Origin of the sequence: Lacrimispora struthionigena, from assembly GCF_048627165.1 — a bacterium.
In the GTDB taxonomy this organism is placed as follows: domain Bacteria; phylum Bacillota; class Clostridia; order Lachnospirales; family Lachnospiraceae; genus Lacrimispora.
In genome coordinates this window covers 1,136,452-1,161,616 of sequence record NZ_JBMBWP010000002.1, presented here as the reverse complement: position 1 = coordinate 1,161,616, position 25,165 = coordinate 1,136,452, and the positions used below count along the sequence as shown (strand labels likewise).

Annotated in this window: 24 protein-coding genes and 1 tRNA gene; 20 read left to right on the top strand and 5 right to left on the bottom strand. The window is 41.3% G+C overall.

Annotation, left to right across the window (positions count from 1 at the left end):
- Positions 1–54: 54 nt before the first annotated feature.
- Positions 55–339 carry a hypothetical protein gene (locus tag ACOAOT_RS14555; protein ID WP_420217648.1) on the bottom strand — a complete coding sequence of 95 codons (285 nt, stop codon included), beginning with the start codon at positions 337–339 and terminating at the stop codon, positions 55–57.
- Between the two features lie 102 nt (positions 340–441).
- Positions 442–2,745 (bottom strand): helix-turn-helix domain-containing protein, encoded by a 2,304-nt coding sequence (locus ACOAOT_RS14550; RefSeq protein ID WP_420217647.1) that lies wholly within the window; start codon positions 2,743–2,745, stop codon positions 442–444.
- Positions 2,746–3,010: 265 nt separating this feature from the next.
- Between ACOAOT_RS14550 and ACOAOT_RS14545 the strand changes: the two genes are divergently transcribed.
- The 10 genes from ACOAOT_RS14545 to ACOAOT_RS14500 all read left to right on the top strand — a co-directional run bounded on the left by ACOAOT_RS14545 (position 3,011) and on the right by ACOAOT_RS14500 (position 13,001).
- Positions 3,011–4,594 carry an ABC transporter substrate-binding protein gene (locus ACOAOT_RS14545; protein WP_420217646.1) on the top strand — a complete coding sequence of 528 codons (1,584 nt, stop codon included), beginning with the start codon at positions 3,011–3,013 and terminating at the stop codon, positions 4,592–4,594.
- A 22-nt stretch (positions 4,595–4,616) separates the two neighbouring features.
- Complete coding sequence (locus tag ACOAOT_RS14540) at positions 4,617–5,546, top strand: ABC transporter permease (RefSeq protein ID WP_104436391.1); 930 nt, start codon at positions 4,617–4,619, stop codon at positions 5,544–5,546.
- Positions 5,547–5,558: 12 nt separating this feature from the next.
- Positions 5,559–6,413, top strand: coding sequence for an ABC transporter permease (locus tag ACOAOT_RS14535; RefSeq protein ID WP_420217645.1), 855 nt, complete (start codon positions 5,559–5,561; stop codon positions 6,411–6,413).
- Between the two features lie 16 nt (positions 6,414–6,429).
- Entirely contained in the window at positions 6,430–7,398 is a 969-nt protein-coding gene (locus ACOAOT_RS14530) for an ABC transporter ATP-binding protein (RefSeq protein WP_420217644.1), read from the top strand.
- A complete protein-coding gene (locus ACOAOT_RS14525; RefSeq protein WP_420217643.1) occupies positions 7,398–8,399 on the top strand; it encodes an ABC transporter ATP-binding protein in 1,002 nt (333 codons plus the stop codon). The genes ACOAOT_RS14530 and ACOAOT_RS14525 overlap by 1 nt, the downstream gene beginning before the upstream one ends.
- On the top strand, positions 8,396–9,646 hold the full coding sequence (locus tag ACOAOT_RS14520) for an enolase C-terminal domain-like protein (RefSeq protein ID WP_420217642.1): 1,251 nt from the start codon (positions 8,396–8,398) through the stop codon (positions 9,644–9,646). Before ACOAOT_RS14525 ends, ACOAOT_RS14520 begins: the two co-directional genes overlap by 4 nt.
- A 32-nt stretch (positions 9,647–9,678) precedes the next feature.
- Positions 9,679–10,701 carry an alcohol dehydrogenase catalytic domain-containing protein gene (locus ACOAOT_RS14515; RefSeq protein WP_420217641.1) on the top strand — a complete coding sequence of 341 codons (1,023 nt, stop codon included), beginning with the start codon at positions 9,679–9,681 and terminating at the stop codon, positions 10,699–10,701.
- Positions 10,702–10,713: 12 nt separating this feature from the next.
- Positions 10,714–11,478: an SDR family NAD(P)-dependent oxidoreductase gene (locus ACOAOT_RS14510; RefSeq protein WP_420217640.1), complete on the top strand. Its 765-nt coding sequence runs from the start codon at positions 10,714–10,716 to the stop codon at positions 11,476–11,478.
- A 512-nt stretch (positions 11,479–11,990) separates the two neighbouring features.
- Positions 11,991–12,545: a DUF3793 family protein gene (locus ACOAOT_RS14505; protein WP_420217639.1), complete on the top strand. Its 555-nt coding sequence runs from the start codon at positions 11,991–11,993 to the stop codon at positions 12,543–12,545.
- 33 nt (positions 12,546–12,578) lie between these two features.
- Entirely contained in the window at positions 12,579–13,001 is a 423-nt protein-coding gene (locus ACOAOT_RS14500) for a flavodoxin (protein WP_420217638.1), read from the top strand.
- 120 nt (positions 13,002–13,121) lie between these two features.
- Here ACOAOT_RS14500 and ACOAOT_RS14495 read toward each other — a convergent pair.
- A tRNA-Glu gene (locus ACOAOT_RS14495) sits at positions 13,122–13,193 on the bottom strand.
- Positions 13,194–13,339: 146 nt separating this feature from the next.
- Here ACOAOT_RS14495 and ACOAOT_RS14490 point away from each other — a divergent pair.
- The gene (locus ACOAOT_RS14490; protein WP_420217637.1) at positions 13,340–14,398 is read left to right on the top strand and encodes an acyltransferase; all 1,059 of its coding nucleotides are present in this window, start codon (positions 13,340–13,342) and stop codon (positions 14,396–14,398) included.
- Between the two features lie 12 nt (positions 14,399–14,410).
- Positions 14,411–14,593 carry a DUF6472 family protein gene (locus ACOAOT_RS14485; protein ID WP_104436381.1) on the top strand — a complete coding sequence of 61 codons (183 nt, stop codon included), beginning with the start codon at positions 14,411–14,413 and terminating at the stop codon, positions 14,591–14,593.
- Between the two features lie 232 nt (positions 14,594–14,825).
- Here ACOAOT_RS14485 and ACOAOT_RS14480 read toward each other — a convergent pair whose 3' ends face one another.
- Positions 14,826–16,289, bottom strand: a complete 1,464-nt coding sequence (locus tag ACOAOT_RS14480) for a nicotinate phosphoribosyltransferase (protein WP_420217636.1) — start codon at positions 16,287–16,289, stop codon at positions 14,826–14,828.
- Positions 16,290–17,168: 879 nt separating this feature from the next.
- On the opposite strand from ACOAOT_RS14480, the gene ACOAOT_RS14475 reads away from it, so the two are divergent.
- Both ACOAOT_RS14475 and ACOAOT_RS14470 read left to right on the top strand, forming a co-directional pair.
- Entirely contained in the window at positions 17,169–17,912 is a 744-nt protein-coding gene (locus ACOAOT_RS14475) for a LytR/AlgR family response regulator transcription factor (RefSeq protein WP_420217634.1), read from the top strand.
- Positions 17,913–17,920: 8 nt separating this feature from the next.
- The gene (locus ACOAOT_RS14470) at positions 17,921–19,228 is read left to right on the top strand and encodes a GHKL domain-containing protein (RefSeq protein ID WP_420217633.1); all 1,308 of its coding nucleotides are present in this window, start codon (positions 17,921–17,923) and stop codon (positions 19,226–19,228) included.
- A 355-nt stretch (positions 19,229–19,583) separates the two neighbouring features.
- Here ACOAOT_RS14470 and ACOAOT_RS14465 read toward each other — a convergent pair whose 3' ends face one another.
- A complete protein-coding gene (locus ACOAOT_RS14465; protein WP_420216021.1) occupies positions 19,584–20,750 on the bottom strand; it encodes an IS110 family RNA-guided transposase in 1,167 nt (388 codons plus the stop codon).
- Between the two features lie 279 nt (positions 20,751–21,029).
- Between ACOAOT_RS14465 and ACOAOT_RS14460 the strand changes: the two genes are divergently transcribed.
- The 6 genes from ACOAOT_RS14460 to ACOAOT_RS14435 all read left to right on the top strand — a co-directional run bounded on the left by ACOAOT_RS14460 (position 21,030) and on the right by ACOAOT_RS14435 (position 25,114).
- Positions 21,030–22,214: an acetyl-CoA C-acetyltransferase gene (locus tag ACOAOT_RS14460; protein ID WP_420217632.1), complete on the top strand. Its 1,185-nt coding sequence runs from the start codon at positions 21,030–21,032 to the stop codon at positions 22,212–22,214.
- Between the two features lie 29 nt (positions 22,215–22,243).
- Positions 22,244–22,987 carry an acetoacetate decarboxylase gene (locus ACOAOT_RS14455; protein ID WP_420217631.1) on the top strand — a complete coding sequence of 248 codons (744 nt, stop codon included), beginning with the start codon at positions 22,244–22,246 and terminating at the stop codon, positions 22,985–22,987.
- Positions 22,988–23,005: 18 nt separating this feature from the next.
- Positions 23,006–23,662, top strand: a complete 657-nt coding sequence (locus ACOAOT_RS14450) for a CoA transferase subunit A (protein WP_420217630.1) — start codon at positions 23,006–23,008, stop codon at positions 23,660–23,662.
- Positions 23,663–23,665: 3 nt separating this feature from the next.
- Complete coding sequence (locus tag ACOAOT_RS14445) at positions 23,666–24,322, top strand: 3-oxoacid CoA-transferase subunit B (protein WP_420217629.1); 657 nt, start codon at positions 23,666–23,668, stop codon at positions 24,320–24,322.
- Positions 24,323–24,408: 86 nt separating this feature from the next.
- A complete protein-coding gene (locus tag ACOAOT_RS14440) occupies positions 24,409–24,555 on the top strand; it encodes a cyclic lactone autoinducer peptide (protein ID WP_104436374.1) in 147 nt (48 codons plus the stop codon).
- A gap of 13 nt (positions 24,556–24,568) precedes the next feature.
- Complete coding sequence (locus ACOAOT_RS14435; protein WP_420217628.1) at positions 24,569–25,114, top strand: accessory gene regulator ArgB-like protein; 546 nt, start codon at positions 24,569–24,571, stop codon at positions 25,112–25,114.
- The last annotated feature ends 51 nt before the right edge of the window (positions 25,115–25,165 follow it).

Genomic DNA, 25,165 nt, shown 5'->3' with positions numbered 1-25,165 from the left:
TTTATTGAGGGTGTCCCCAAAAAGAAGAGATTTAAGGACACCCACGGAGTGCTACTACTTCGAGTAGACTTTGAGTTTGATTTGAGCACCGGCCTTGGTTGAAATGCCGTAAATTCCACTTGTGTCTGTAAATGTTGTATAGGTTGGAACCCCGGTTGTCAGAGCTGCAGCTGTCCAGATAGCGACAGCAGCACTTTTTAAGATTGTATTGCTAAAGGTAGCAGTAGCTCTAATTAACATAAGTCCCCAGCTTGTTGTTGAAATTTTTGCATGAACAGTAGTACCTGAGGCAGCGGATGCTGCGCCAATTACCTTACCAATAGGTTTATAGTTTGCCATGATAACGCCCCCTTTTGTTTTGTAGAAATACGTATTTCTTATATATAGTATGTACTAATTACAAAACGGTGAAATTGTCGCCCCCTGCAGGCTTCCAGTCTTTTATTTCGTACTTTCTTTTTCAGACTTAAACTGTCCAGGCGTCATGCCTGCATGCTTTTTAAATACCCGGATGAAGTTCTGCTGGGAATTAAATCCTGTAGTGGAAGCAATCTCTTTTACCGGTTTACTGGTAGTCATAAGCAGTTCTTTGGCCTTTTCTATCCGGTACTGGTTTAAATAGTCCACAAAATTAATTCCAAAGCTTTCTTTAAAAAGCCTGCTTAAATAACTGGTGGTGGTCTTGCACTGTTCTGCCAGCAGGTTCAGGGAAAGATTTGGGTCTGCATAACTCTTTTCAATGCAGCGTTTTGCCCGAATTAAATACTTATGCTGTTGCTTTCGATATTTTTCTGACAGAAGGTTTACGGCAGCCGTACAAAACGGAACCATATACTCCTGCATACAGGCAGGATTTTCTGCGCATTGGGAGGAATAGGGGTCCGGATCAAAGAGGAATGCGTATTCTTTTTCTTCGGCTTCCGTAATGCGATAGGAGGCAAGTGTATTTAAAAAAGCGAGACGGTAAAATTCATAAGCCTTGCATATCTCCTCGGGATTACCGTCGTGAGTTAGGGTATGGCAGATATGGAGTGCCTTTTTTAAAGCTGTGTCAGTATCCCCTGTCATAATTAACTCTGAGATTGATTTCATCTGCAGCTGGAAGAAATGATGGTTGAACTTTACAGAGTCTTCCTCACTGCGCACAGTTTTTTCATTGTTTTTTTTGGAAGGGTATTTCTGCCTGGCCAGTCTTTCCAGGCTTTCCTGATAAGAAAAGGATACATTCTGAATAGAACTGCATTTCGGACCGATTTCCAGTAATACACCGTTACTCCAGTCATTATTGGATTGAAAAAAGGCTTGCTCCAGCTTAATTTCAAAATCCGTAATTTTACTATATCCAAGGTCTGCTATAAACTGAATAATCACTGCATAAAGGGATTCATCGATCTGCTGCAGTACATATCTGCAGATACCATCTGAATTCCGTTTAAGAATCTGCTTTAAACTGTCAGTGAAATGGTTTTTCGAAATTGGATCAACAAAATCCAGAAAAGTAACTGTAATCACTTTGCAGGGATCCTCTGTATTTAAAGGACTGCCTATATTTGTAAGTATGCTTTTAATATAAGGGAGGTCCATTGGTTTTCCGTTCAACAGATCAAAATAAAATTCCTTGGAAATTTTTGGAATCATATTACTTAAAATATAATCCAGCTGATATTTATGATTGGAGATCTTTAAAAAACTTTCTGTTAAATAGTCCCATTCATTCTTGCTGTCAGCATTGTTACCACTGCTTTCCTCCAATGAGATCATTTTCTTTAATTTCTGAACAGGCATATAGCTTAAGTAAAGAACGCACACCGACAAAAGACTGCTTAAAATTAAAATCAGGGCAAAATAAGGGAGAGAATTCATGAATACCATGCGTGTGGAAGGCATGAAAGCCGTATCATCAACCAACAGAACCAGATTAATTCCGGTCTGATCAGACTGACAGAAATAATAGTGCTGATTGTCGGAATATATGGTATTTCTACCCTCTTTTATATACCCCGGTATCAGATCAATCAAATCTTCTGGCACCCTGCCATAATCCAGCATGCCGGGGAAGAGCGGATTAAAATTATTATCATAGGCAAGAAGGTGGCTATAGGATGTCTGGGCTGCTTCCAGTGCATCAGAAAGAACAGAAGATTTCATCTTCATAAACAGAGTTCCCAGTCCTTTTTCCCCATTTAAGGGGAAGTCCCTCACCATATAAACTTTGTCCTTATAAATTTCAATGGAGGTGGTACGTCCGCTTTTTAGCAGAACAGTTGAGGGGCGGGAGGCAAAGTGCCTGTATACCAGATCTCTCTCCCGAAAAAAGTCAAGGGAACATTTTTCATAGGTAGATGTAAGAACCTGATCGGTTTTTCTTATGTAGAGATAAATTTCTTCCATTCCTTCTGTTTCCTGGCAGTAACCGTTTAAAACTGACCATACCTGATAATTGGCTACAGAGTCTAAGGGCTTTGGCGTCACTACGGAATCCACAATGCTTGCATCATAGGTAATATGAGTCAGGGAGTTGTGAAAACCGGAAAATAGCGTATCCAGTGTCTTAATGGAGACTTCCAGAGTGTTGGAGTAGATCAGGTTATTGTTTTTCAGAAAGGTGGCCGTAGTCTGGTGGTTGACTACCATGGATACCACTGCCATTAAAATTCCGCTGAAAGCAACCATAACAGTAAAAAGCTGTGTCAGAAGTTTTTTGTTCCGGAATTTACGTAAGATGTCTTTTAAATTATGATTCATGTTTAATGGCCCCTCCCAGGTGTAGAAAATTATGTAAATGTAACAAAAATAAGTATATAAGATTTAAAGATTGATAACAAGTGCTGAAAGAAGTCTATCTTTTGATAAATTTTGTTCTATTAACAAATATTATCTTTTCAGGGCAAATAATGGAAACCAGTTGAAGAATGTTGTATTTACAGTCTGCATACCAGTAGGCTATACTCACCATACAGCAACGAGCTCGGTTTGGTGTGAATTTGTATGGAGAAAGGGAAAGAACATTATGAGAAAAAGAATTATTTGCTGTCTGCTGGCGGCTGTCCTGGGGATTGGCACACTGTCAGGCTGCGGGGGCGGCACAAAAAACAGTACCCCGGGAACGAACGCGGCGGGCGGTACGGAAACCTCTGCAGGTAAAAAAGAAGGCGGAGAGAATGTTGTGACATTTTCCATGTCTGAAGATGTCTACACATGGGATCCCATGGGACAGCCAGTTGTTCCGTTTTACAGCATTCAGCTTCTGATTTACGATATGCTGGTTCGTACGGACCACGCAGGTAATTATGAACCAGGTCTTGCCACAGAATGGAGTGTATCCGATGACGGTCTGGACTGGACATTTAAATTAAGACAGGGAGTCAAATTCCATAATGGAGAAGACTTCAATGCAGACTCAGTAAAGGCAACTCTGGAACGAGGTGCGTTTAACAATACCTTAAATATGAATTTCCTCTGGTCTGATATTGAATCTGTGGAAGCAACAGACGAATATACAGCTGTTGTACATTGTAAGAAGCCAATCGGCGATATGCTGAACCAGCTTACCTATATGCCTATGCTGCCGGCAAAGGCTCTGGCAGAGCAGGGAGAGGATATGTTTAAGACAAGCCCTGGTACAGGTCCATGGAAGTTTGTCAGCTGGGATCCGGGTAATGAAGCCGTATTCGTAAGAAACGATGATTACTGGGATTGGGGCAATCAGAAATCCAATGTGGATAAAATCATCTATAAGCCAATATCGGAAGACACCACCCGTGTATCCAGTATGAGAACCGGTGAATTTGATTTGATATCCAATATACCCCCGGATCAGGTAGATGTACTTTCCGGAACAGATGGAGTCACGGTGGATTCCAAGCCAGGTACAACCATCAGCTGGATGGCTCTTCAGTCCGGACAGGGTAAACCCTTTGCAGATAAAAATGTGCGCCTTGCTCTGACCCACGCCATTGACCGTAAATTAATTGTGGAAAGTATTCTTGGTTCCGGTTCTCCTGCTTACTGGCCTGTAATGGAAGGCGTTACGGGATACGATAAGGATTTGGAAAGCAAATACAACCAGTATGATCCAGAGCTTGCTAAGAAACTTCTAAAAGAAAGCAGCTACAAGGGAGAAGAAATCTATTTCATGGCTATTGACGGAAAGGTACCCCGTACAAAAGAGGTGCTTCAGGCAGTCATGTCCATGATGACAGAAGCAGGATTTAATGTAAAACTGGAAATCATGGAAGGTGCTACGTTTGTAACAAAGCGTTCTGCCGGAGATTATGATATTGCATTCTCCAATGTATTTTACAACAACGGCTCTCCATGGAGACATATGATAACACACTGGCTGTCCGATTCCTGTAATACCCAGCTTGAAAATCCTGAGATCACTTCCCTGTTAACAGAGGCCAGACAGACCATTGACAGAAACAGGCAGGATGAGTTGTTAAAGCAGGCGTTTACATTAATGATGGAAGACGGAGGCCGTATGTGCTACTTCATCAATCTGGACACCATCAATGCCTATTCCAATAAGCTGAGTGGAGTCAGGCTTTACAACGACACTATTATTGACCTTTCAAGAGTCATGAAAAACTAATCTATAACCAGGGGGTAATGAAATGCAGAATTTCATGCAGTTTATGGTAAAAAGACTGTTGTCAGCGGTTATCGTGCTGTTTGGCGTATCCATTGTAGCCTTTGGACTTATGCGTCTCGCCCCGGGCAATCCGGCAGCTCTTATGCTGCCGGATAATGCTACAGTGGAGCAGATTGCAGCCGTAGAAGCGAAAATGGGATTGAATAAACCGCTTATTCAGCAATACTTAATCTACATTGGGGATGTTCTCCACGGAAATCTGGGTACATCTATTTTTTTTAACCGTTCTTGCGGAGAACTGATATTCGGACGCCTTCCGGCAACTGGTTTACTGACCTTTGCTGCAGTGGTTGTATCCATTTTAGTCAGTTTTCCCATGGGTATTATATCGGGAATTAAGAAGGGATCAGCAATTGATTTTTTCTCCATGGTATTTGCTCTTTTAGGAATGTCCATGTCCCAGGTCTGGCTTGGGCTTCTCTTTATCCTGTTTTTCGGAGTTTTTATGGGAGTGCTTCCCACACAGGGGTACGGTTCCTTCCGGAATCTGATTCTTCCGGCACTGACCCTTGGGCTTCCCCTGGCTGCGTTAGTCACAAGAATGCTCCGATCCGGTATGTATGAGGTACTGGAAGAGGATTACATCACGGCCACAAAGGCAAGAGGAATCGGTAATTTTAAGATCTATACCAGATATGCTTTAAAAAATGCGCTGCTTCCTACCATTACCATCATTGGGATGCAGATCGGACAGCTTCTTGCAGGGGCGATTATAGTGGAACAGGTATTTGGCTGGCCGGGGCTTGGAAGTCTGACTGTAAAGGCCATTAACATGAGAGATTTTCCACTGATTCAGTCCATTTTGCTTGTGACGGCTTCCCTGTTCGTAATCATTAATATTTTAGTGGACATCATCTACGTGGCTGTTGATCCGCGGATGAGTCTGAATTAGGGAGGGAACAACATGAAAAAAAGTGAATTGCTTCGAAGAATGAAAAAATCGAAGTTCTTTGTCATCGGGCTGGTTATCGCAGTTTTTGTTACTCTGGCAGCTTTCACTTCTCCGCTGTTTGTGGTTCATGATCCCATACAGTCGGATTTAAGGAAACGTTTGATTTCACCGGAATTCCTTGCAAACGGAATAAACGGATACATATTGGGCACAGATGCCCTTGGACAGGATATTTTTACAAGGCTGGTTACAGGCTGCCGCATTTCTTTGTTAATTGCAGCAGCAGGAGTGCTGATTCCTGCTTTAATCGGAACGGCGCTGGGAGCGATTGCCGGATTTTTCGGAGGCACCATCGACAATGTTATCATGCGTATCTGTGATATACAGCTCTCCATTCCCACCATGGTACTGGCAATTACCGTAATGGCAATCTTCGGCAACAGCGTACCCAATCTTTTACTGGTTCTTGCCATTGTGGGCTGGACCTCTTATACAAGGGTGGTGCGGGGAAGTGTAATGGGAATCCGCAACAGCGAATTTATCCAGGCATCAAGAGTGCTTGGCGCTTCCAATGCCAGGATACTGATCACCCAGATTCTTCCCTGTGTACTGACTCCGCTCATTATCTTAATGAGTCAGCAGATCGGATTTGTCATTCTGACGGAGGCAAATTTAAGCTTCCTGGGCATGGGAGTTCCCCTTCCCAATCCGTCTCTGGGCTCCATGATTGCAGATGGCAGAGAATATATTGCCACTGCACCCTGGACGGTAGTTGTTCCGGGAGTCACATTAATGATCATTGTACTGGCATTTAACTTCCTTGGTGACGGAGTACGCGACATACTGGATCCCAAAAACAAAGATTAAGGCTGGAGGCGACAACATGGCACCATTGTTGGAAATAAAAGATTTGCATGTAGAATATAAAACCGGGCGGGCAACCGCAAAGGCGCTGAATGGAATTAATTTAACCATTGAGCGGGGAGAAGCACTGGGACTTGTGGGGGAGACTGGAGCCGGTAAGACAACCATCGCCTTATCCGCCTTAAAGCTTCTTCCAAGAGAAGTGGGCAACATAACCGGGGGTTCCATACTTTTTGATGGAAAATCGGTTCTGGATATGAATCACAAAAGCTTAGAGGAAATGAGAGGAAATAAAATATCCATGATATTTCAGAATCCCCTAAGCTCCTTAAATCCATTATTTACGGTTGGAGAGCAGATTTCCATGGTAATCAGAAAGCATGAAAAGCTTAGTAAAAAAGAGGCCGCAAAAAGAGCCCAGGAGCTTTTAGAACTGGTGGGCATTGCAAAGTACCGTTTAGATGATTTTCCCCATCAGTTTTCCGGCGGTATGAGACAGAGAGTGGGCATTGCAGCAGCTCTTGCCTGTAATCCAGAGCTTCTGATTGCGGATGAACCCACCACAGCCCTTGATGTGACCATACAGGCACAGATTTTAGAGCTGATGAAGGAACTGCAGAGAAAACGTTCCAGCTCCCTGCTGATGATTACCCATAATCTTGGAATTATTGCAGAACTCTGCCAGAAGGTTGCGGTCATTTATGCCGGAACCATTATCGAATACGGCACTGTGGAAGAAGTCTTTACAAACCCCAGGCATTGGTATACAAAAGGGCTTTTAGGTGCCATTCCAAACTTAAGCGGACCCAGAAACCGTCTGGCTTTTATTCCGGGAAATGTGGCAAATGCCTGTTTACTGCCTGACGGCTGTAAATTCCATCCCCGCTGTGACTCCTGTACTGACCGCTGCAGGAAGGAAGTGCCGCCGCTTCAGGAATACGGGTCAGGTCATCTGGTGGCCTGTTTTGAGAGGGAGGAAGCAAATTAATGGAGAAGCAGAATCTTCCGGTGATTGAAGTCCGGAATTTAAAGAAACATTTTAAAGTTAAAAACAAAGGAGTCCTTCATGCTGTTGACGGTATCAGCTTTTCAGTCATGCCAGGAGAAACTCTGGGACTGGTGGGTGAATCCGGCTGCGGAAAGTCGACAGTAGGAAATGTAATTATGAGGCTTCATAAAGCAACTGACGGAGAGGTCCTTTATAAGGGAAGCAGTGTCCTGGACTCAAAAGGCAGCGAAAGCATGGATTTCAGAAAGAAAATCCAGATCATTTTCCAGGATCCCTATTCCTCTTTAAATCCCAAAAAAACCATCCAAAGTATTATGGAGGAGTCCTACCGGATCCATAACCTCTGTTCAGGAAATGAACGGCGGCAGAAGATTGAAGAGATCATTGAGCTTTGCGGACTGGAGAAATACGTACTGGATAAATATCCCCATGAGCTGGATGGAGGAAAGCGTCAGCTGGTTGGGATCGCCAGAGCATTATCTTTAGGACCGGAATTTATCGTCTGTGATGAACCGGTTTCCTCTCTGGATGTATCAATTCAGGCTACAATTATTAATCTGCTCATGGATCTGCAGAAAAAGATGAATTTATCCTTCCTGTTTATTTCTCATGATTTAAGTGTGGTAAGGCATATCTCCCAGAAAGTGGCAGTGATGTATTTAGGGCAGATTATAGAGATGGCGCAGACGGACGAAATATTTGCCAATGCGCTTCACCCCTATACCATCGCCTTGCTGTCAGCAGTTCCAAAAATCAATTTTGAAGAGAAAACAAACAGGATTGTACTGACCGGAGATGTGCCCAGCCCCATTAATCCGGGAGAAGGCTGCAGATTTGCACCCAGGTGCTTTTTATGCAGAGATATCTGTAAAGCCCAGAAGCCGGATTTAAAAGAAGTGGAACCAGGCCACTATGCAGCCTGTCATTTCTATGAAGAATCAAGGGAAAAAGCCAGAGAACTGGAAGCAGGGAGGAAATGATGGATACAAAAATCAGTGACATTCAGGTAATACTCACGGCACCGGAAGGAATTAATCTGGTGGTTGTAAAGGTAATAACCAATCAGCCAGGGCTATACGGGCTAGGCTGTGGGACTTTTGCCTACCGCCATCTGGCAGTAAAGACGGTAGTGGAGGAGTATCTAAAGCCCCTTCTTACAGGCAGAGAGGTGGACCGGATTGAAGATATCTGGCAGCTCATGCACCAGAACGGATATTGGAGAAACGGACCAATAGAAAACAATGCAATTTCCGGGGTGGATATGGCATTATGGGATATTAAAGGAAAGATGGCGGGCATGCCTGTATACCAGCTGTTTGGCGGGAAATGCAGGGAGGGAATTCCTGTTTACCGTCATGCAGACGGAAAGGATGCACAGGAAGTCTGTGAAAATATCCTGCGTTATAAAGAAATGGGTATTACCAATATCAGGTGCCAGTGCGGCGGTTATGGAGGAGACAGCTATGGAACTGTTCCGGCTACCGCTCCTAAGGGAGCTTTAAGCGGTGTGTATCTGGATTCCAGAGATTATATCCGCAATACGGTCAAACTATTTGAAGACATCAGGAATCAGATTGGATACGATATGAATCTGGTTCACGACGTTCATGAACGAATTGCTCCAGTCGATGCCATTAAGCTGGCAAAAGCGCTGGAACCTTATGACTTATTCTTTCTGGAGGATCCGGTTTCCATTGAGCAGCTTCCCTGGCTTAGAAATTTACGGGAGCAGACAAGTATTCCCATTGCAGAGGGAGAACTGTTTAATAATTCTGTGGAATGGAAGCAGATAATCGCAGAACACTTAATTGACTTTATCCGGGTTCATTTAAGTCAGATCGGAGGCATTACTCAGGCCAGAAAGCTTCAGATTTTTGCTGAGCAGTATGGGGTAAGAACGGCGTGGCACGGACCGGGTGATATGTCACCCATTGCCCATGCAGCCAATATTCATTTAGATCTTTCCGCCCCAAATTTCGGTGTACAGGAGTGGTCGGGAATTGAACCGCCAAACTTTGTAATTCAGGATTTAAAAGGTCCAAGAGGAGCGCTTTTAGAGGTATTCCCCGGACTTCCGGAATTTGTTGATGGCTATGTGTATGCCAATGATAAGCCAGGTCTTGGAGTTGATATCAATGAAAAAGAAGCTGCAAAATATCCATGCGAAAATACCGTTGTCACCTGGACTCAGACCAGGCGCAGAGATGGTGCGCTTCAGACCCCTTAAATAATAGTAGAAGAAACAAGGAGGAAACAACAATGAAATCTTGTGTAATTACCAGCCCGTTTCACTATGAGATCCGTGAAATTCCCATACCGGAGCCAGGTGATAATGAAGTGTTAATTCAAATGAAATCAGCCGGTGTATGCGGCAGCGATTTACATATCTACAGAGGAGAAAATCCCTGTTCCACCTATCCTCTGGTACCTGGTCATGAAAATGCTGGAATTGTAGCAAAAACAGGTAAAAATGTTACAAATGTCAAAGTAGGAGACCACGTAGTAGTGGACTTAATCATCACCTGCGGTGAATGCTATCAGTGCACCCATGGAAGAGAAGAAGTATGCGAACATGTGCTGGTGAGAGGCAGCGGTACTGACGGAGGGTGGAGAGAATATTTCACAGCACCCGAAGATGATGTATATAAGATAGAAGATTCCATTCCATGGAAAGACGCTGCCCTAATCGAGCCGGTTGCCATTGGAGCCCACTGTACCAAACGGGGCAGAATCCAACCTGATGATACGGTATTTATTCTTGGAACGGGAACCATTGGAACTATTATTCTTCAGGCCTGCAAAGTAATTGGAGCAAAAGTGATCTGCTGTGATATTGACGATGATTCTTTAATCCGTGCAAAATCCTTTGGAGCAGATGAAACAATAAACAGCAAAACAGAGGATATTGCTGAAAGGATAGCCCAGATTACCGGCGGACATGGCTGTACGGCTGCATTTGACTCCGCATGTTTTCCAGGAAGTCTCACACTTCTCTTACAACCGGGAATCGTATGCAACGCAGGCAGAGTGATTCCCATGGGATTTTCAGATAAACCAGAGAGTTTCAGTCAGGCAGATATAAACAAGCGGGAACTTGACATTATCGGAAGCAGAATGAGCGCCTATCAGTTTCAGCCTGTGGCAAAGAACATGGCAGAGGGGAAATACCAATTGGAAGGTCTCGCCACGACTTTTGTGAAATTCAGTGAAATCGATCAGGTATTTAACAACATGGAAAATCCGGATCCGGCAGTGAAAAAAACCGTAATATTATTTGACTAGGGAGGAACAGACATGATATCCAGTAAATTTGATGTGACAGGAAAGCATTGTATTGTAACAGGAGGCGCTCAGGGATTATCCAGAGGAATGGCCGAAGGTCTTTTGGAAGCCGGATGTAAAGTAGTGCTGGTCGATGTGCAGGAAGAAAAACTGAAACAGGTGGTAAAGGAATACCAGGATAAAGGTTATGAAGCCTACGGCGTAGCGGGTAATTTAGCAGACCGCCAGGATATAAACCGAATCTTTGCAGAATCCATGGATATTTTAGAAGGAAAGCTTGATGTGTTGATTCCGGCTGCCGGAGTTCAAAGAAGACATCTGCCTGAGGAATTTCCCATGGAAGAATGGGATCTGGTATTGAATATTAATTTAAACCATGTGTTTATCATGATACAGAAAGCGTTAAAGGTTATGCTTACACAGTCAACTGGCGGTAAGATTATCACCATTGGCTCCATGGTCACCTGGTTTGGTGGCACTACCGTACCTGCCTATACTGCTACAAAAGGTGCTGTCTCCCAGCTGACAAAGAGTCTTGCTGTAGACTGTGCAGGACGGAACATTAACATTAACTGTATCTGTCCTGGTTATATGGATACTGAGATGTGTGCCAATATGACCCAGGCGAGAAAAGATGAATGTACCGTAAGAATACCGGCCGGCAGATGGGGAACGCCGGAAGATTTAAAGGGACCGGTACTTTTCCTTGCATCTTCCGCATCTGATTATTTAAACGGAACTGCTATTCCGGTAGATGGCGGATATCTTGTAAAATAGTGTGATTACATAATAAAGAGGAAGCTGCAGACCGTTAACGGCTGCAGCTTCCTCTTTGTTATATATATATATGAAATCCCTGGATTCAGGAATGCAATATTGACAAATTTATCAACATTTTTTAGGTTGAGCCGGCAAAGAAGCTTTTCAGAGCAACTCTGCCGACTTAGAAAACATATGTATGAAAGCGCTCTGACCACTCTGTGGGATCTTTCATGTTTATGATATTATCATACATGGAAAATGTGAAGGAATTTTGACCAGGATCTAAAAATAGTATGAAAACAATGAAGAAATTATGACAGAATTTGGTACAGTAACAGAATCCTCTCTGCAGATACTATCATATAGTAGAAAAATTCCCATTAAGCAAAAACAGTATTGCCTGACAATGAAAAATATGGTATTTATATATTGTTAGTTAAAACTAACCAAACGACAACCCATAAAAATAGGCTGTTACAGTTTTTGAATGATAAATGGGAAACAAATTTCATGATGGAGGTATAAATATGTTACTGGAAAGGCATTTAATTGAATATTGTTCCCCAACCCTGGCTTCTTTGAAAACCGCAAATCTGTTTAATCATTCTTTTACTTCGGAAGAAGAACTGCGCTGCCAGCTGGAATATTTAAACCTGCAGCTGGGAGAAAAAGGCATATCATTAATTGAATTATACAGACGCGGGAATAAGGCTCTGATTTATGTATATCGCAAGTCTCATTTAATGAAGGATCTAAACAGGCCGGGAGTAAGCAGATTTTTAAAAAATTACGGTTACCAGGAAATGGATGTGGATCATGCCCTGGACAGATTAAGAATCCGCCTGAAAGAAGAGGGTGGCTTTCCTCATGAGATCGGATTATTCTTAGGATATCCCCTGGGAGACGTAATAGGTTTTATTAAAAATTCAGGAAAGAACTGTAAGTGCTTAGGCTGTTGGAAAGTATATTGCAATGAATGTGAAGCGGTGAAAACCTTTGCCAGATATCAAAAATGCAGAACTATTTATTCCCGGCTCTGGAGAGATGGAAGATCAGTCTGGCAGCTTACAGTAGCTGCTTAAGCATATAAAAAGGAAAGAAAGAGGTAGGATAAGATGAGTAAAGTCGCAGTTGTATATTGGAGCGGAACCGGTAATACGGAAGCTATGGCAAATAAAGTACTGGAAGGTGCAAAAGCTGCAGGTGCAGATGCTTCTTTGTTTACCGCTTCTGATTTTGGAGCGGATCAGATGGATGATTACGATGCCGTATCCTTTGGCTGTCCTTCCATGGGAAGTGAAGAATTAGAGGATGGTGAATTTGAACCGATGTTTAAAAGCTGTGAGGCAAAGCTCAGTGGAAAGAAGATTGCTTTATTTGGTTCTTATGGCTGGGGAGACGGTGAGTGGATGCGCAACTGGGAAGATTCCGTGAAGTCTCTTGGAGCAGTTCTGGTTCATGACAGTGTGATTTGTAACAATGAACCTGACGATGATGGGGCAGCCCAGTGTGTGGAGCTTGGAAAGGCACTTGCATAATAGAAAAGACATGGGTACAAGACGTTAACGTCCTGCCCATGTCTTTTCTATTATGCAAATTATAGTAATATCCCAATAAAAAAACTGAGTTTTCTAATTGAAAACTCAGTTTTTTACCTATGACCTATCCGGGAATCGAACCCGGGTTTCCGCCGTGAGAGGGCGGCGTCTTGACCGCTTGACCAATAGGCCGTTTCCCTGTCATCTCTGACAGCTCCATTATAATATCACAGGTATTCTGGTTTGTCTACTGTTTTTTGAAAAAAATAAAAAAATTGTCAAAAGCAGATTTTTTATGTTATACTTTGCAATAGAAAAAAGGAGGCTTAAGATAACGTATGGAACGGAAAAATCGGGAAATTCAATATGATTATCTGCGGGTAATTGCAGTTATTGCAATTATTATGGTGCATTCCATTCCTGCCAAGGCAGCCAATGATACCCAGCAGCTTTTTAGTGCAATGCTTATGCCTGTGCTTTTGTCTTTTGTAGGAATCTATTTTATGCTCAGTGGTTTGTTTATTCTTGATCATGGTACAGAGAACATCCTGGCATTTTATAAAAAACGGTTTGACACCATTGTGATCCCATTTGGTATCTATACCGGAATTTATTATTTCTATTACGATGTATACCTGGGACAGGATAAGCTTGGTTTTTTCCTCCATATCAAAGCATGGCTTTTGGGGTGGCTGACAGAAACTACGCCCATGGCCCCACACATGTGGTTTATGTATGTGATTCTGGGGTTGTATTTGTGTGCGCCCTTTTTATCACGAATGCTAAAGGCTTTGACAGATCATGAGCTAAAGATTTTTCTGGCCATGATTCTTATTATTCAGACACTGTTCGTTTATCTTCAGCCACTTGGTTTTTTACCAGGAGAGTTTTTTCAATATATGATATTTAAAGGCTGGCTGATTTACTTTGTGCTTGGCTATACATTAAAGCGTTTATATCAAAATACCAGTTATTTTCCTTTCCTGGCAGCAGGAGTTGGAGGTTTTGCGCTGACCATGATTCAGAAGTTCTTTACACCTGGATTTACGCCTGGTATTCATGATCTGGCACCCACTATGATCGCCATGGCATCAGCTGTCTTTTTGTTTTTTGAACGATATGGGACGGTATCAATTCCTGTATTTACAAACGCATGCGGATTGATCAGCAGACACAGCTACGGTATGTATTTAATCCATTATCTGGTGTTGGGACAGTTCTCCGCTGCAATCATAGAGAAAACATGGATCAGACATTTTTACGTTCCTAAAATTATCTGCCTGACGGCACTGACATTTTTCATTTCTCTGGTAATAGCCTGGTTATTGGATGAAACGGTAATAAAACTGTTAAAAAGGATTCCGAAACTGATATGGAAACGGGGAAATGACAGATAAAGGAGAACAATAATGGCAAAGAAAAGCAGTTGTGAATATTGTATGTATTATCAATACAACGAAGACTATGAATATTATGAGTGCGGGATTAATTTAGATGAGGATGAGATGATGCGTTTTTTAAGTGAATCCCATCAAAGCTGCCCTCACTTTAAATACGGCGATGATTATTCAATTGTAAAGAAGCAGATGTAAAAAGCCCCATAAAAAGGGAGGAGCCGGTATCCCCTACGAGGAATACCGGCAATTATGAAAAAAATTCTTATCTCAAAGTATGTTGGCAACATCTTTTTCTGATGATTTAAGTATATGAGTAAAATATGAAGAGAGTTTGTCCGGCATGTAACAATATTGTGACCAGAATGTGAACAATAACAGGAAAACGGCAGCCTGTAAAAGGACTGCCGTTTTTTGTGCCTTAATAGAATCAGGATTCCTGAAAATGATAGTTGTCCAGCAGCTGGTTTTTCATGTTCCAAAGCGGCTTAGACAGGTCAACGTGAACCTCATGAGGATTAACAAGACGCCTTGACTCATCCCACAGGGTATCAAGCTCTTTTTTACAATAAGCCTGGATATCCATTACTGCAGGAGATTCATAAACGCATTCGCCTTTCTGGAATACAGGAATCAGTAAATCCCTCATGGTATAAGTGTTTGGGGCGAGATGTGTCTTTTTCCATGTCTCAATTGGATCAAAGAGAAGGAGTGAATGGTTTTCGTCATATACTTCCCCTTCCAGACATATTAAATCGGCAATAATCTTGCCGGTTTCCCTGCTGTAAATTCGTTTGATCTCTTTATTGCCAGGATTGGTGATCTTTTCTGCATTCTCTGAAAGCTTAATCTTGGGATTAAATTCTCCGGTCTTCCGGTCCAGAACAGCTGCCAGTTTATACACTCCTCCAAATGAAGGACAATCCTTGGAGGTGATTAAATTAGTACCAACTCCCCAGGAGTTTATGGTTGCGCCCTGGATCTTTAAGCTGTTGATCAGAGTCTCATCAAGGTCATTGGAGGCAGAAATAATGGCATCAGGAAATCCTGCTTCCGTTAGCATTTTCTTGGCTTTTTTGGAAAGATAGGCAAGGTCTCCGCTGTCTAACCGGATTCCATAACTGGTCAGTGGAATATTCGCTTCTTTCATCTCCTTGAAAACCTGAATAGCATTGGGAACACCAGATTTCAGCGTATCGTATGTGTCTACCAGCAGAATGCAGGCTTTTGGATAAAGCTTTGCGTAACTGCGAAATGCAGTAAGCTCGTCAGGAAAGCTCATGATCCAGCTGTGTGCATGAGTCCCCTTAACCGGAACGTTAAACATCTTTCCCGCCAGGACATTGGAGGTTCCCACACAGCCTCCGATCATGGCAGCGCGTGCACCGTAGATACCGGCATCAGGTCCCTGGGCACGGCGCAGACCAAATTCCATTACTCCGTCACCTTCCGCTGCAAATACCACACGGGCGGTCTTTGTGGCAATCAGGCTTTGATGATTAATAATGGTGAGCAGCGCGGTCTCTACCAGCTGGGCTTCCATAATGGGGGCGATTACTTTTACCAGAGGTTCTCTGGGAAATATGACGGTTCCTTCCGGTATGGCGTAAATATCTCCGGAAAATTTAAAATGAAGCAGGTATTCTAAAAAGTCTTCCTCAAACAGTCCGGTGGTTCTTAAATAGTCCACATCCTCACTGTTAAATTCCAGTTCTTTTATATATTCAATCGCCTGTTCCAGACCAGCGCAGATCGCGTACCCGTTTCCGCCTGGGTTGCTGCGGTAAAAGGCATCGAATATTACGGTCTCGTTGGCATCTTTCTCTTTGAAGTAACCCTGCATCATGGTTAACTCATAGAGATCTGTTAATAAAGTTAAATTGCGCTGGCTCATAGTTTTTCTCCTTTTTACAAATCCTTTTCGCACATTATACCATATGTTTACAAAAAAACAATTACATTGATAAAAAAGTAACAATCTTAATAAAGTATAAATAAACTATTAAAGTGTATAAATAAAACTAATTATCAGAATAAACATACACAATTAGTAAATAGAAAAATAAATGATTAAAATTTTATAAAATAACTTGCAAAATAAGACGCTATGCATTATAATAATATCATCTACAAAAGATTAACAGTTACACCCTTTTTTCTAAATAATTCATAAGACAGAGCCAAAGGAGGTCGATTCCACCAAAAACAGTTGTAAGGCCTGTTGACTGACAAAGTGCTCAGGCAAAAGATAAGACGTTTCCCCACTTTATAAAAGCCAGTGGATTCCAGCAGTTAAGCTGACATGGAAGATGGCAGAAGGGTCCGGCAATTCATTGACGTGCCTATGATTGGTCAGAACTATATTAAAGTAATTTCGCTGGTGATTTCCAGCGATCCAAACCCAATGGTTCCCTGACAAGATAGAAGAATGAAAATAAGAAGCAGAATAATTGAGATTGCATAAGGGATCAGTAAGGGAAGCGAAAACAAGTTCATATAGAGAATCATCCAGAAAAGCATTATCAAAAATCTAAAGAGAGGCATGAATTAACTGATGGATGAAAACGTGTAGAGCGGGTATCGAATTGAGGAAAGAATTCGGTACCCGCTCTGATTTTGTTTCATAGACGTCATCACAATTTAGAGGCAAATATGTAAATATTAGCACTCAAAATGTACAATTTTGGCGGTTGGGTTGAAATGTACATAAAAAGGATATAGAATGTAAGCGTTTTATTACTACAATATAAAAAATCAGAAGAGGAGGGTATTAATGCTTCTTATTGCCATTTGTGATGATAACAAAAGTGATTCAGTCAGAATAGCAAAATTTGTGAAAGGTTATATGAAATCTGTATCTGTTCCATTTCAGATTATAACTTTTAAGTCAGGAGAAGAGCTGCTTGAGTTTCATGGAAAGTTTGATCTGATATTTCTTGATATTGCCTTAACCGGAATGAATGGGATTCAGATTGGTAAAACAATATGGGAAATGAACCGGAATGTTAAAGTCATCTATACCACCAGTTATAAACAATTTTGCAGACAGGCTGTCAATTATGTCCATGCATTTGCCTTTTTGGAAAAACCTGTTGCAAAGAACAATGTGGAACGTCAGCTTCAGGAAATCATAAATTACATTCAGGAAGAATCTGGTAAATTAGAGATTGTTAATTTTGAAATTTTAGAAGTCACAGAGGCTGGTGAATTAGAAAGCAGAATAAAAAGTTTTGAAGTCAAAGATATTTTTTACTTTGAATATATAAATAGAAAAATTAAAATTAAACTTGAAAATGAAGAATATTTTTTTATAGATAAAATGAAAAATTTAACAGAAAGGATGCAAAAGTACAATTTTGAAGCCTGTCATCAAAGCATTCTGATAAATCTAAGACATATTAAAAATATAAAAGGTTACGAGGTTCTGTTAAATAATAATGATAAGCTTCCTGTTTCCCAGAAAAAATCAGCGGATTTCAGGAGAAAACTAAATAATTTCATACAGAGTAATGTATAGGAGAAAAAATGGAAAATTGTATGATTCTTACATTCGGAACCTTCATTTCATGTATGATTAATATCATTATTCTATTTCAATTCATAGAAGAAAGAAATGAACGGAAAACAAATAACCGGTTTTTTAACATATTATTAAAAACAGTCGCATTTTTTATTGTTGTAATGATAAACGAATTGGGACACCCAGTCCTTAATATAGTAATCTGGATTGTGCTTTTTAGTTTAATAAATAATACTTTCTATGGCAATGCCAATAAAAAATTAATATACCGGATCTTTGAAGTCCCGGTTTTGATTTTAATATTAACTGTCTGCGAAACAGTTGGCGTGGTAATACTGGAATACATACTTGTGAAATTTCAGATTCATGGGATTCAGCCTGTTATGATCAAAAGTATGGAACTAACTTTTTCCAAGTTAGTTGTACTTATTGTTTATTATCTGATTATCACCAGACTCTGGCGGGAGGATTTCGCTGTAAAGTATACAATTACCCAATGCCTGATACAAGTTATAATTATATTGTTCAGTATGACCAATATAGCCGTAATCATTGTGGTTATTCCGAAAATTACAAATATATCAGAATATATACTGATCCTCATTAATATGGGATGCATCTTATTTGCTGATCTTTATTTTTTATATCTGGCAAGATTTGTAGAAGAAAACAACCAGCTAAAAGTGAAATTAAAATTGTTGGAGCAGCAGTCTTCACTGCAGTATGAATTTTATGAAGATCAGAAAGAAAAGTATAATGAGTCCATTATAATACTACATGATGTATATAAACGTCTGAATCTGATCGAGGAGATGTATCGGATAAATGAACATAAGGCAGCGCTTACTTATGCCAAAGAAATAGGAAGATTACTAATTCCGCTGTCTTTGGAGGACTATACCAATAATCCTATTTTAAACGTGATATTAAATGATAAGAAACGAATTGCCATTTTTCATAAAATAAAGTTCAATCTGGAAATAGGCATTGTTGATCTTTCCTTTATGGAGCCAATTGAAGTTACAACAATATTTGGAAATCTGCTGGACAATGCAATTGATGCATGTGACCAGGTGCCGCAGGACAGATTTATCAAAGTTAAGCTTGATAAATATAATGATTTTACGGTTATAAATATTACCAACAGCACAGCTCCCATAGAAAAATGGCATCGTGGCAAGCCAGTTTCAAAGAAAGGGAAAAATCATGGAATAGGTCTTTTGAATGTGGAAAATATTATTAAAAAGTATAATGGAAGTATGGTTTTGGAAGAAGAAAACAGGGTGTTTTCCTGTAAAATTATATTTAATTAAGATATAACATTTGCTGAAAAGAGAGCACACGGACTGGAATAAAAAAAGTTCGGAGTGCTCTCTTTTTGCTTTCTGATCATTATTTACACCAGATGTTTCATGATTGAAACATTCAAAAAGTTGTAGATTATACATAAAAACTGTAAGTTGTACGACTTTTGTTGAAAACCACAATAAGAAGTAGGAGAATGTGGCTGTAAACAAGAAATGAGAATAGAAAGGAGACCAGCTATGAAAAGTCAATCATAAATCAGCAAAAAATTTCTTTTTCGTATCGATGGTAAAATAGGGTAACTTTAATAGAGCTCCCTGAGGGTGCTTTTTCAAAATCTATCGATATTGGTATACAGACCTCTTATTCGAGGTTAAATTCAACTTCGTCAGTGAGCATCTTCCAGATGATTCTGACTAACTTGCCGGAACAGTGCCCAAGGGCATTATAGTGAGTTCGGCCTTCTGCCCTCTTGGCATCATAATAAGCCTTGAAGGTGTCGTTGTTTCTTACAACGTTCCAAGCTGCATTTACTAGGGCATATCGCAGTACACGAGAGCCACGTTTGGACATACGAGTTCGTTTAGCCTGAAAATTACCAGACTGATATACGGACGGATCTAAACCAGCAAAAGCAAGCAGCTTGTTAGGACTTAAGAAACGGTGAATATCACCTATTTCACCAAGAATCATTCCGCCATTTATGTATCCGATACCAGGAATGGTCATGATGACTGATTCATTGAAATTCATGATGTCCGTCATTTCTGCTTCAATCTTATTTAATTGGCTATCCAGTAACTCGATTTGTTGAATGGTCTGGGTTATCTGAATAGATATAGCGCTGTCGTTTGCACCGACAGACTTCTGTGCCAGAACTCTTAATTCTTTGGCCTGCTCCTTTGTAAAGTGACCATGAGACTTCACTTTGAGCAGATTTGCCAGATGAGTCATATGCATGGAAGCAATCTCGTTAGGAGAAGGTGCTTCATTAAGAAGGGCATAGACAGCATTCTGATGCAGACCGGATTTAAAGAAGTATTGCAATTCGGGGAAGACCTGATCAACATAGGTCGTCAGTTGGATTTTAAGGCGGGTTCGCTGTTTTATCGTTTTCTGGCGAAAGCGCCCAAGAGCTTTTAAGTCCATCAGATCAAGATCATAGAAGCTGACGAACCGTAAGGAATCCTGCATCATTAGAGTTTTAGCAATAACGTAAGTGTCGACCTTATCTGTCTTAGTTTTGCGAATGTTGTTCTTTCGCATCTGAGACGTCTTAATAGGGTTGAGAACACACACTTTGTAAAGACTGGCAACAAGGTATCGAACAAGGTTGTCACCGTAGTGTGCCGTCGACTCAAGACCGATGATGGTGCTGTCCTTATCGAATGATTCGATTTTGGAAATCAGCAGTTGGAAGCCATCAGCGTCATTTGTGAATTTGAACGGCTCAATGAGTATCTCGCCCTCCGAAGAAACGGCAGCGGCGAAATGGTTAAGTTTGGCAATATCAATACCAACGTAAATCATGAGGTTGTACCTCCCTTTCGTAAGATCTGATACCGTGATATCCACCAGCGATTATCATCGTAGACTTGATTGAAATAAGTACTCATTGGAACAAAGTGCTCCGGTACATCCAGCATATAAACAATTCAGATAAAGGTAGCGGCAATACACTCCAGTTGAGTAGTCAAAGCTACAGGAAAAAATCAAAAGTCCACAGTATCTGAATGTATTATAACCACGATATTAAAAAGAAAGGAACGTGTGATAATTAACTTCCTAATTATCATACAAGCAAATAAAATGAAAAAAATAGCTTTAATAAGCCCCGTAAGAACTGCTGTTGGTTCCTTTAACGGTACTCTTTCAACCTTAAATGCATCAGAACTGGGAACCGCGGTCATTCAGTCCTGCCTGGAACAAAGTAAATTAGAAAATTCACTTATTGATGCAGTATATCTGGGAAATGTGCTTCAGGCAGGAATTGGTCAAAGCCCTGCCAGACAGGCTGCAGTAAATGCAGGTATTCCAGTTGAAATTCCTGCCTCCACCGTAAATACGGTCTGCGGCTCCGGGCTGCATACAGTTGCGCTGGCTTATGATTCAATACTGGCGGAACAAAACAATATTATTCTGGCTGGTGGAATGGAAAGCATGTCAAATGCACCTTATCTTTTGAAAAAAGCAAGAAACGGTTACCGATTGGGAAATGGAGAACTGGTAGACAGTCTGGTTACCGATGCTCTTACCTGTGCCATAAATCATTATCATATGGGAATTACAGCAGAAAATGTTGCAGAAAAATATAAGGTAACCAGGAAAGAACAGGATGAGTTTTCCTATAACAGCCATATGAAGGCAGCAATAGCAAGAGGAGCAAAGATCTTTGATAATCAGATTGTCCCAATAACGGTAAAAAAGAAGAAAGAAGAAATCTGCTTCTCAGAAGATGAACATATCAAAGCTGATACCACATTAGAAAAGCTTTCTGGATTAAGAACTGTATTTAAAACCGACGGGACAGTCACAGCCGGAAATGCTTCCCCAATCAGTGATGGTGCAGCAGCCATGCTTGTGGCTTCCGAAGATAAATGCAGAGAGTATGATTTAAAACCAATGGCTTATATCAAAGGTTATTCGCTGGTAGGTGTTGACCCTGCATATATGGGCATCGGACCGGTAAAGGCAGTTTCTACACTTTTGAAAAAACAGGGATTAACGATTCATGATATCGATTTACTGGAGTTAAATGAGGCATTTGCGGCACAGTCAGTGGCAGTAACAAAGGAACTTGGAGTTGACATGTCAAAGGTAAATGTCAACGGCGGGGCAATTGCAATCGGACACCCTCTTGGAGCAAGCGGTGCCCGGATACTGGTTACTCTGGTGCATGAAATGGTGCGCAGATCTGCCCGTTACGGTGTGGCATCATTATGTATCGGCGGAGGAATGGGAATTGCCATGCTGGTTGAAAATGCTAACTTATAAACAACTTTTACATAGAAAGGAACATGTTTATGAAATCAGAAACAATTATCTCCCTGCAGTCCATGCCTGCAGCAAGCGCCAGCTATGGACGCCCTCCGTGCCGTTTTGTAAACAGGGAATATTTTACAGTCAGCTATGAATCAGACCCGGATCTGATTAAAGAGGCGGTTCCGGAACCGCTGGAACCGGATGGAAGCAATCTTGTTTTGTATGAATGGATCAAGATGCCAGATTCCTCAGGTCTTGGAACCTACGAAGAAAGCGGAATTGTAATTCCATGTACATACCATGGAGAAGCCTGTAATTTTACAGCACAAATGTATTTAAATAATGGTCCTGCCATTCTTGCAGGACGTGAAATCTGGGGATTTCCAAAGAAGTGGGGACAGCCCCACCTTAGAGTTGAAGATACCGAGACATTAACCGGTACCTTGATTTACAATAATATTCTTGTGGCAATGGGAACCATGCCTTTTAAATATCATACTCTCGATAAAAAAGCAGTTGCTAAGAACCTTGGGAAAATGCAGGTTAATTTAAAACTGATTCCGGATGCAGACGGAAGTCCAAAGATTGCCCAGCTGGTGGGTTACAATCTGGAAGATATTCAGATAAAGGAGGCATGGTCCGGACCTGCAAGACTTCATTTAGTTCCCCATGTGAATGCGCCGGTGGCAGATCTGCCTGTAAAAGCCTGCATGGGCGGAACGCATATCGTGTCAGATTTAACCTTACCTTATGGACGCGTGATCCATGATTACCTAAGTGAATAAAAAAGGAGGCCATTTTATATGAACAAATTAATATCAGCCGGGGAAGCGGTGAAAAAAGTCAAAGATGGAGATGCCATTATGATCGGGGGATTTCTGGCAGGAGGTCATCCTGAAAAACTGGTAAATGCACTTTTAAATACCAGTACAGCCAGTGACCTGGCCATTATATCCAATGATACCGGAACAACGGAGCTTTCCATCTATCAACTGATAAAAAGCGGAAGAGTGAAGCGGATCTTTGCCTCCTACATTGGCTCAAATCCGGAAACCGGAAGACTTCTTATGACTGGAGAAGCCAAAGTCCAGCTGTTTCCCCAGGGGACCCTTGCTGAAAAAATACGTGCAGGCGGAGCTGGTCTGGGAGGAGTTTTGACACCAGTGGGGCTGGGTACAGTTGTAGAAGAAGGAAAGAGGAAAATAGAGATCGAAGAGAAAAATTATCTGCTTGAAATGCCGCTCAAGGCAAATGTGGCATTTATTAAAGCCCAAAAGGCAGATGAGACAGGAAATCTGATTATCAACGGCTCCTCCCGCAACTTTAATGTTGTTATGGCCACTGCCGCGGATTATGTGGTGGCGGAGGTGGATGAATACGTAAAAGCAGGGGAAATTGATCCCAATGATGTAACTGTTCCCGGAATTTTTATAGATAATATTGTAAAGGTGGGCCAGTAAATTATGAATAAAAGAGAATCGATTGTAAGGAGAATTGCAAAAGAACTAAAAGACGGAGATGTTGTGAACCTTGGAGTGGGAATGCCGACAATGGTAGCAAACTACATACCAGACGATGTACATATTATGCTGCAGGCCGAAAATGGAATATTGGGTGTGGGCCCCAATGCAGATCAGGAGGATAAAACTCTGGACTGCATCGATGCAGGAGGAAACTACGTAACAACCGTAAAGGGGGCCAGCTATTTTGACAGTTCGTTTTCATTTTGCATTATCCGCGGAGGCCACGTGGATGTTACAGTCCTTGGGGCACTGGAGGTTGATGAAAAAGGTAACGTGGCCAATTGGATGATTCCAGGCAAAAAAGTACCTGGAATGGGAGGCGCCATGGACCTGGTGGTTGGAGCGAAAAAGGTGATTTTAGCCATGGAGCATGTAAGCAAAGAGGGGGCTCCGAAAATACTGAAGAAATGTAAGCTTCCTCTGACTGCGGTAAATGTAGTAAAGACCATTGTCACTGATATGGCTGTGATTGATGTGGTTCCGGACAAGGGGCTTATGTTAAAGGAAATTGCTCCGGGTCTGACTGTGGAAGATGTCCAGAATGCAACAGAAGCCCACCTTAACGTATCACCGGATTTAAAGGTGATTCATGTATAAAATCCTGTAATGGTTCAATTAACCGTATAATACAGGATAATAAGTCATATAGTAATAAAAATTAAAAGTAGAAAGAAGGCATTCCTATGAAATCCGAATTAAAGAAAGTAACATTAAAAATTGCATCAAAAGCCATTTTAAATTCAGCAAAAACAGAGGTAAACAGTTCCTGCTTTTTTATCGGCTATCAGCCTAAATTACCGGATAACGCGAAAAAATTAAGAAAATTCTAGGATGAAAATCCAGATGATAAGATGGGAAGAAACAGTTGTAGAAAAACTGGTATCCAATGAAATTATCAACGAAAAAGAGGCAGATCTGTATCAGTTTGGAATAGAGTGTCTGGTTTTAAAACTCATCCATTGTATTTCCTATTTATGCATTGCTGCCTGCTTTCAGATGGTGCCGCAATTAATTGTTATTGGGTGTGTTCTTATACCGCTTAGAAGAAATGCAGGCGGTTATCATGCGAAGACTAAAATGGGGTGTTACATATTTTCCTGTTGCTATATAGCCATAATTCTTTTTCTGTCAAACGCTCAAATCGATCAGGTTCTCTGGTGGGGTGCACTGGTCCTGTCTGATGCAGTTATATTTTTTAAGAGTCCGGCAGATAATGAGAATAAAAGACTGGATGAGAAAGAAGTGGTACACTACAGAAGAAAAGCAAGATTGATTCTGATCTTGGCCAATGCAGGCTGTCTGGTACTGACTGCGTTTCATTTCTGCTATGCAGGAAATCTTTTCATATGCGGTATCACTGCAGCGGCATTTTTACTGGTAATTTCATAATGCAGGATGCAAAAGGGAGGGGATGCCCTCCTTTTTGTTAAGCTGCAGCAG

Excerpts from the sequence above, each read along its gene's own strand:
- ACOAOT_RS14450 (WP_420217630.1), top strand. The coding sequence starts at position 23,006 with ATGAACAAATTAATATCAGCCGGGGAAGCGGTGAAAAAAGTCAAAGAT.
- ACOAOT_RS14465 (WP_420216021.1), bottom strand. The coding sequence starts at position 20,750 with ATGATTTACGTTGGTATTGATATTGCCAAACTTAACCATTTCGCCGCT.
- ACOAOT_RS14535 (WP_420217645.1), top strand. The coding sequence starts at position 5,559 with ATGAAAAAAAGTGAATTGCTTCGAAGAATGAAAAAATCGAAGTTCTTT.
- ACOAOT_RS14455 (WP_420217631.1), top strand. The coding sequence starts at position 22,244 with ATGAAATCAGAAACAATTATCTCCCTGCAGTCCATGCCTGCAGCAAGC.
- ACOAOT_RS14555 (WP_420217648.1), bottom strand. The coding sequence starts at position 339 with ATGGCAAACTATAAACCTATTGGTAAGGTAATTGGCGCAGCATCCGCT.
- ACOAOT_RS14490 (WP_420217637.1), top strand. The coding sequence starts at position 13,340 with ATGGAACGGAAAAATCGGGAAATTCAATATGATTATCTGCGGGTAATT.
- ACOAOT_RS14470 (WP_420217633.1), top strand. The coding sequence starts at position 17,921 with ATGGAAAATTGTATGATTCTTACATTCGGAACCTTCATTTCATGTATG.
- ACOAOT_RS14460 (WP_420217632.1), top strand. The coding sequence starts at position 21,030 with ATGAAAAAAATAGCTTTAATAAGCCCCGTAAGAACTGCTGTTGGTTCC.
- ACOAOT_RS14525 (WP_420217643.1), top strand. The coding sequence starts at position 7,398 with ATGGAGAAGCAGAATCTTCCGGTGATTGAAGTCCGGAATTTAAAGAAA.
- ACOAOT_RS14540 (WP_104436391.1), top strand. The coding sequence starts at position 4,617 with ATGCAGAATTTCATGCAGTTTATGGTAAAAAGACTGTTGTCAGCGGTT.
- ACOAOT_RS14505 (WP_420217639.1), top strand. The coding sequence starts at position 11,991 with ATGTTACTGGAAAGGCATTTAATTGAATATTGTTCCCCAACCCTGGCT.
- ACOAOT_RS14475 (WP_420217634.1), top strand. The coding sequence starts at position 17,169 with ATGCTTCTTATTGCCATTTGTGATGATAACAAAAGTGATTCAGTCAGA.
- ACOAOT_RS14515 (WP_420217641.1), top strand. The coding sequence starts at position 9,679 with ATGAAATCTTGTGTAATTACCAGCCCGTTTCACTATGAGATCCGTGAA.
- ACOAOT_RS14480 (WP_420217636.1), bottom strand. The coding sequence starts at position 16,289 with ATGAGCCAGCGCAATTTAACTTTATTAACAGATCTCTATGAGTTAACC.
- ACOAOT_RS14435 (WP_420217628.1), top strand. The coding sequence starts at position 24,569 with ATGATAAGATGGGAAGAAACAGTTGTAGAAAAACTGGTATCCAATGAA.
- ACOAOT_RS14445 (WP_420217629.1), top strand. The coding sequence starts at position 23,666 with ATGAATAAAAGAGAATCGATTGTAAGGAGAATTGCAAAAGAACTAAAA.
- ACOAOT_RS14510 (WP_420217640.1), top strand. The coding sequence starts at position 10,714 with ATGATATCCAGTAAATTTGATGTGACAGGAAAGCATTGTATTGTAACA.
- ACOAOT_RS14530 (WP_420217644.1), top strand. The coding sequence starts at position 6,430 with ATGGCACCATTGTTGGAAATAAAAGATTTGCATGTAGAATATAAAACC.
- ACOAOT_RS14500 (WP_420217638.1), top strand. The coding sequence starts at position 12,579 with ATGAGTAAAGTCGCAGTTGTATATTGGAGCGGAACCGGTAATACGGAA.
- ACOAOT_RS14545 (WP_420217646.1), top strand. The coding sequence starts at position 3,011 with ATGAGAAAAAGAATTATTTGCTGTCTGCTGGCGGCTGTCCTGGGGATT.
- ACOAOT_RS14520 (WP_420217642.1), top strand. The coding sequence starts at position 8,396 with ATGATGGATACAAAAATCAGTGACATTCAGGTAATACTCACGGCACCG.
- ACOAOT_RS14550 (WP_420217647.1), bottom strand. The coding sequence starts at position 2,745 with ATGAATCATAATTTAAAAGACATCTTACGTAAATTCCGGAACAAAAAA.
- ACOAOT_RS14440 (WP_104436374.1), top strand. The coding sequence starts at position 24,409 with ATGAAATCCGAATTAAAGAAAGTAACATTAAAAATTGCATCAAAAGCC.
- ACOAOT_RS14485 (WP_104436381.1), top strand. The coding sequence starts at position 14,411 with ATGGCAAAGAAAAGCAGTTGTGAATATTGTATGTATTATCAATACAAC.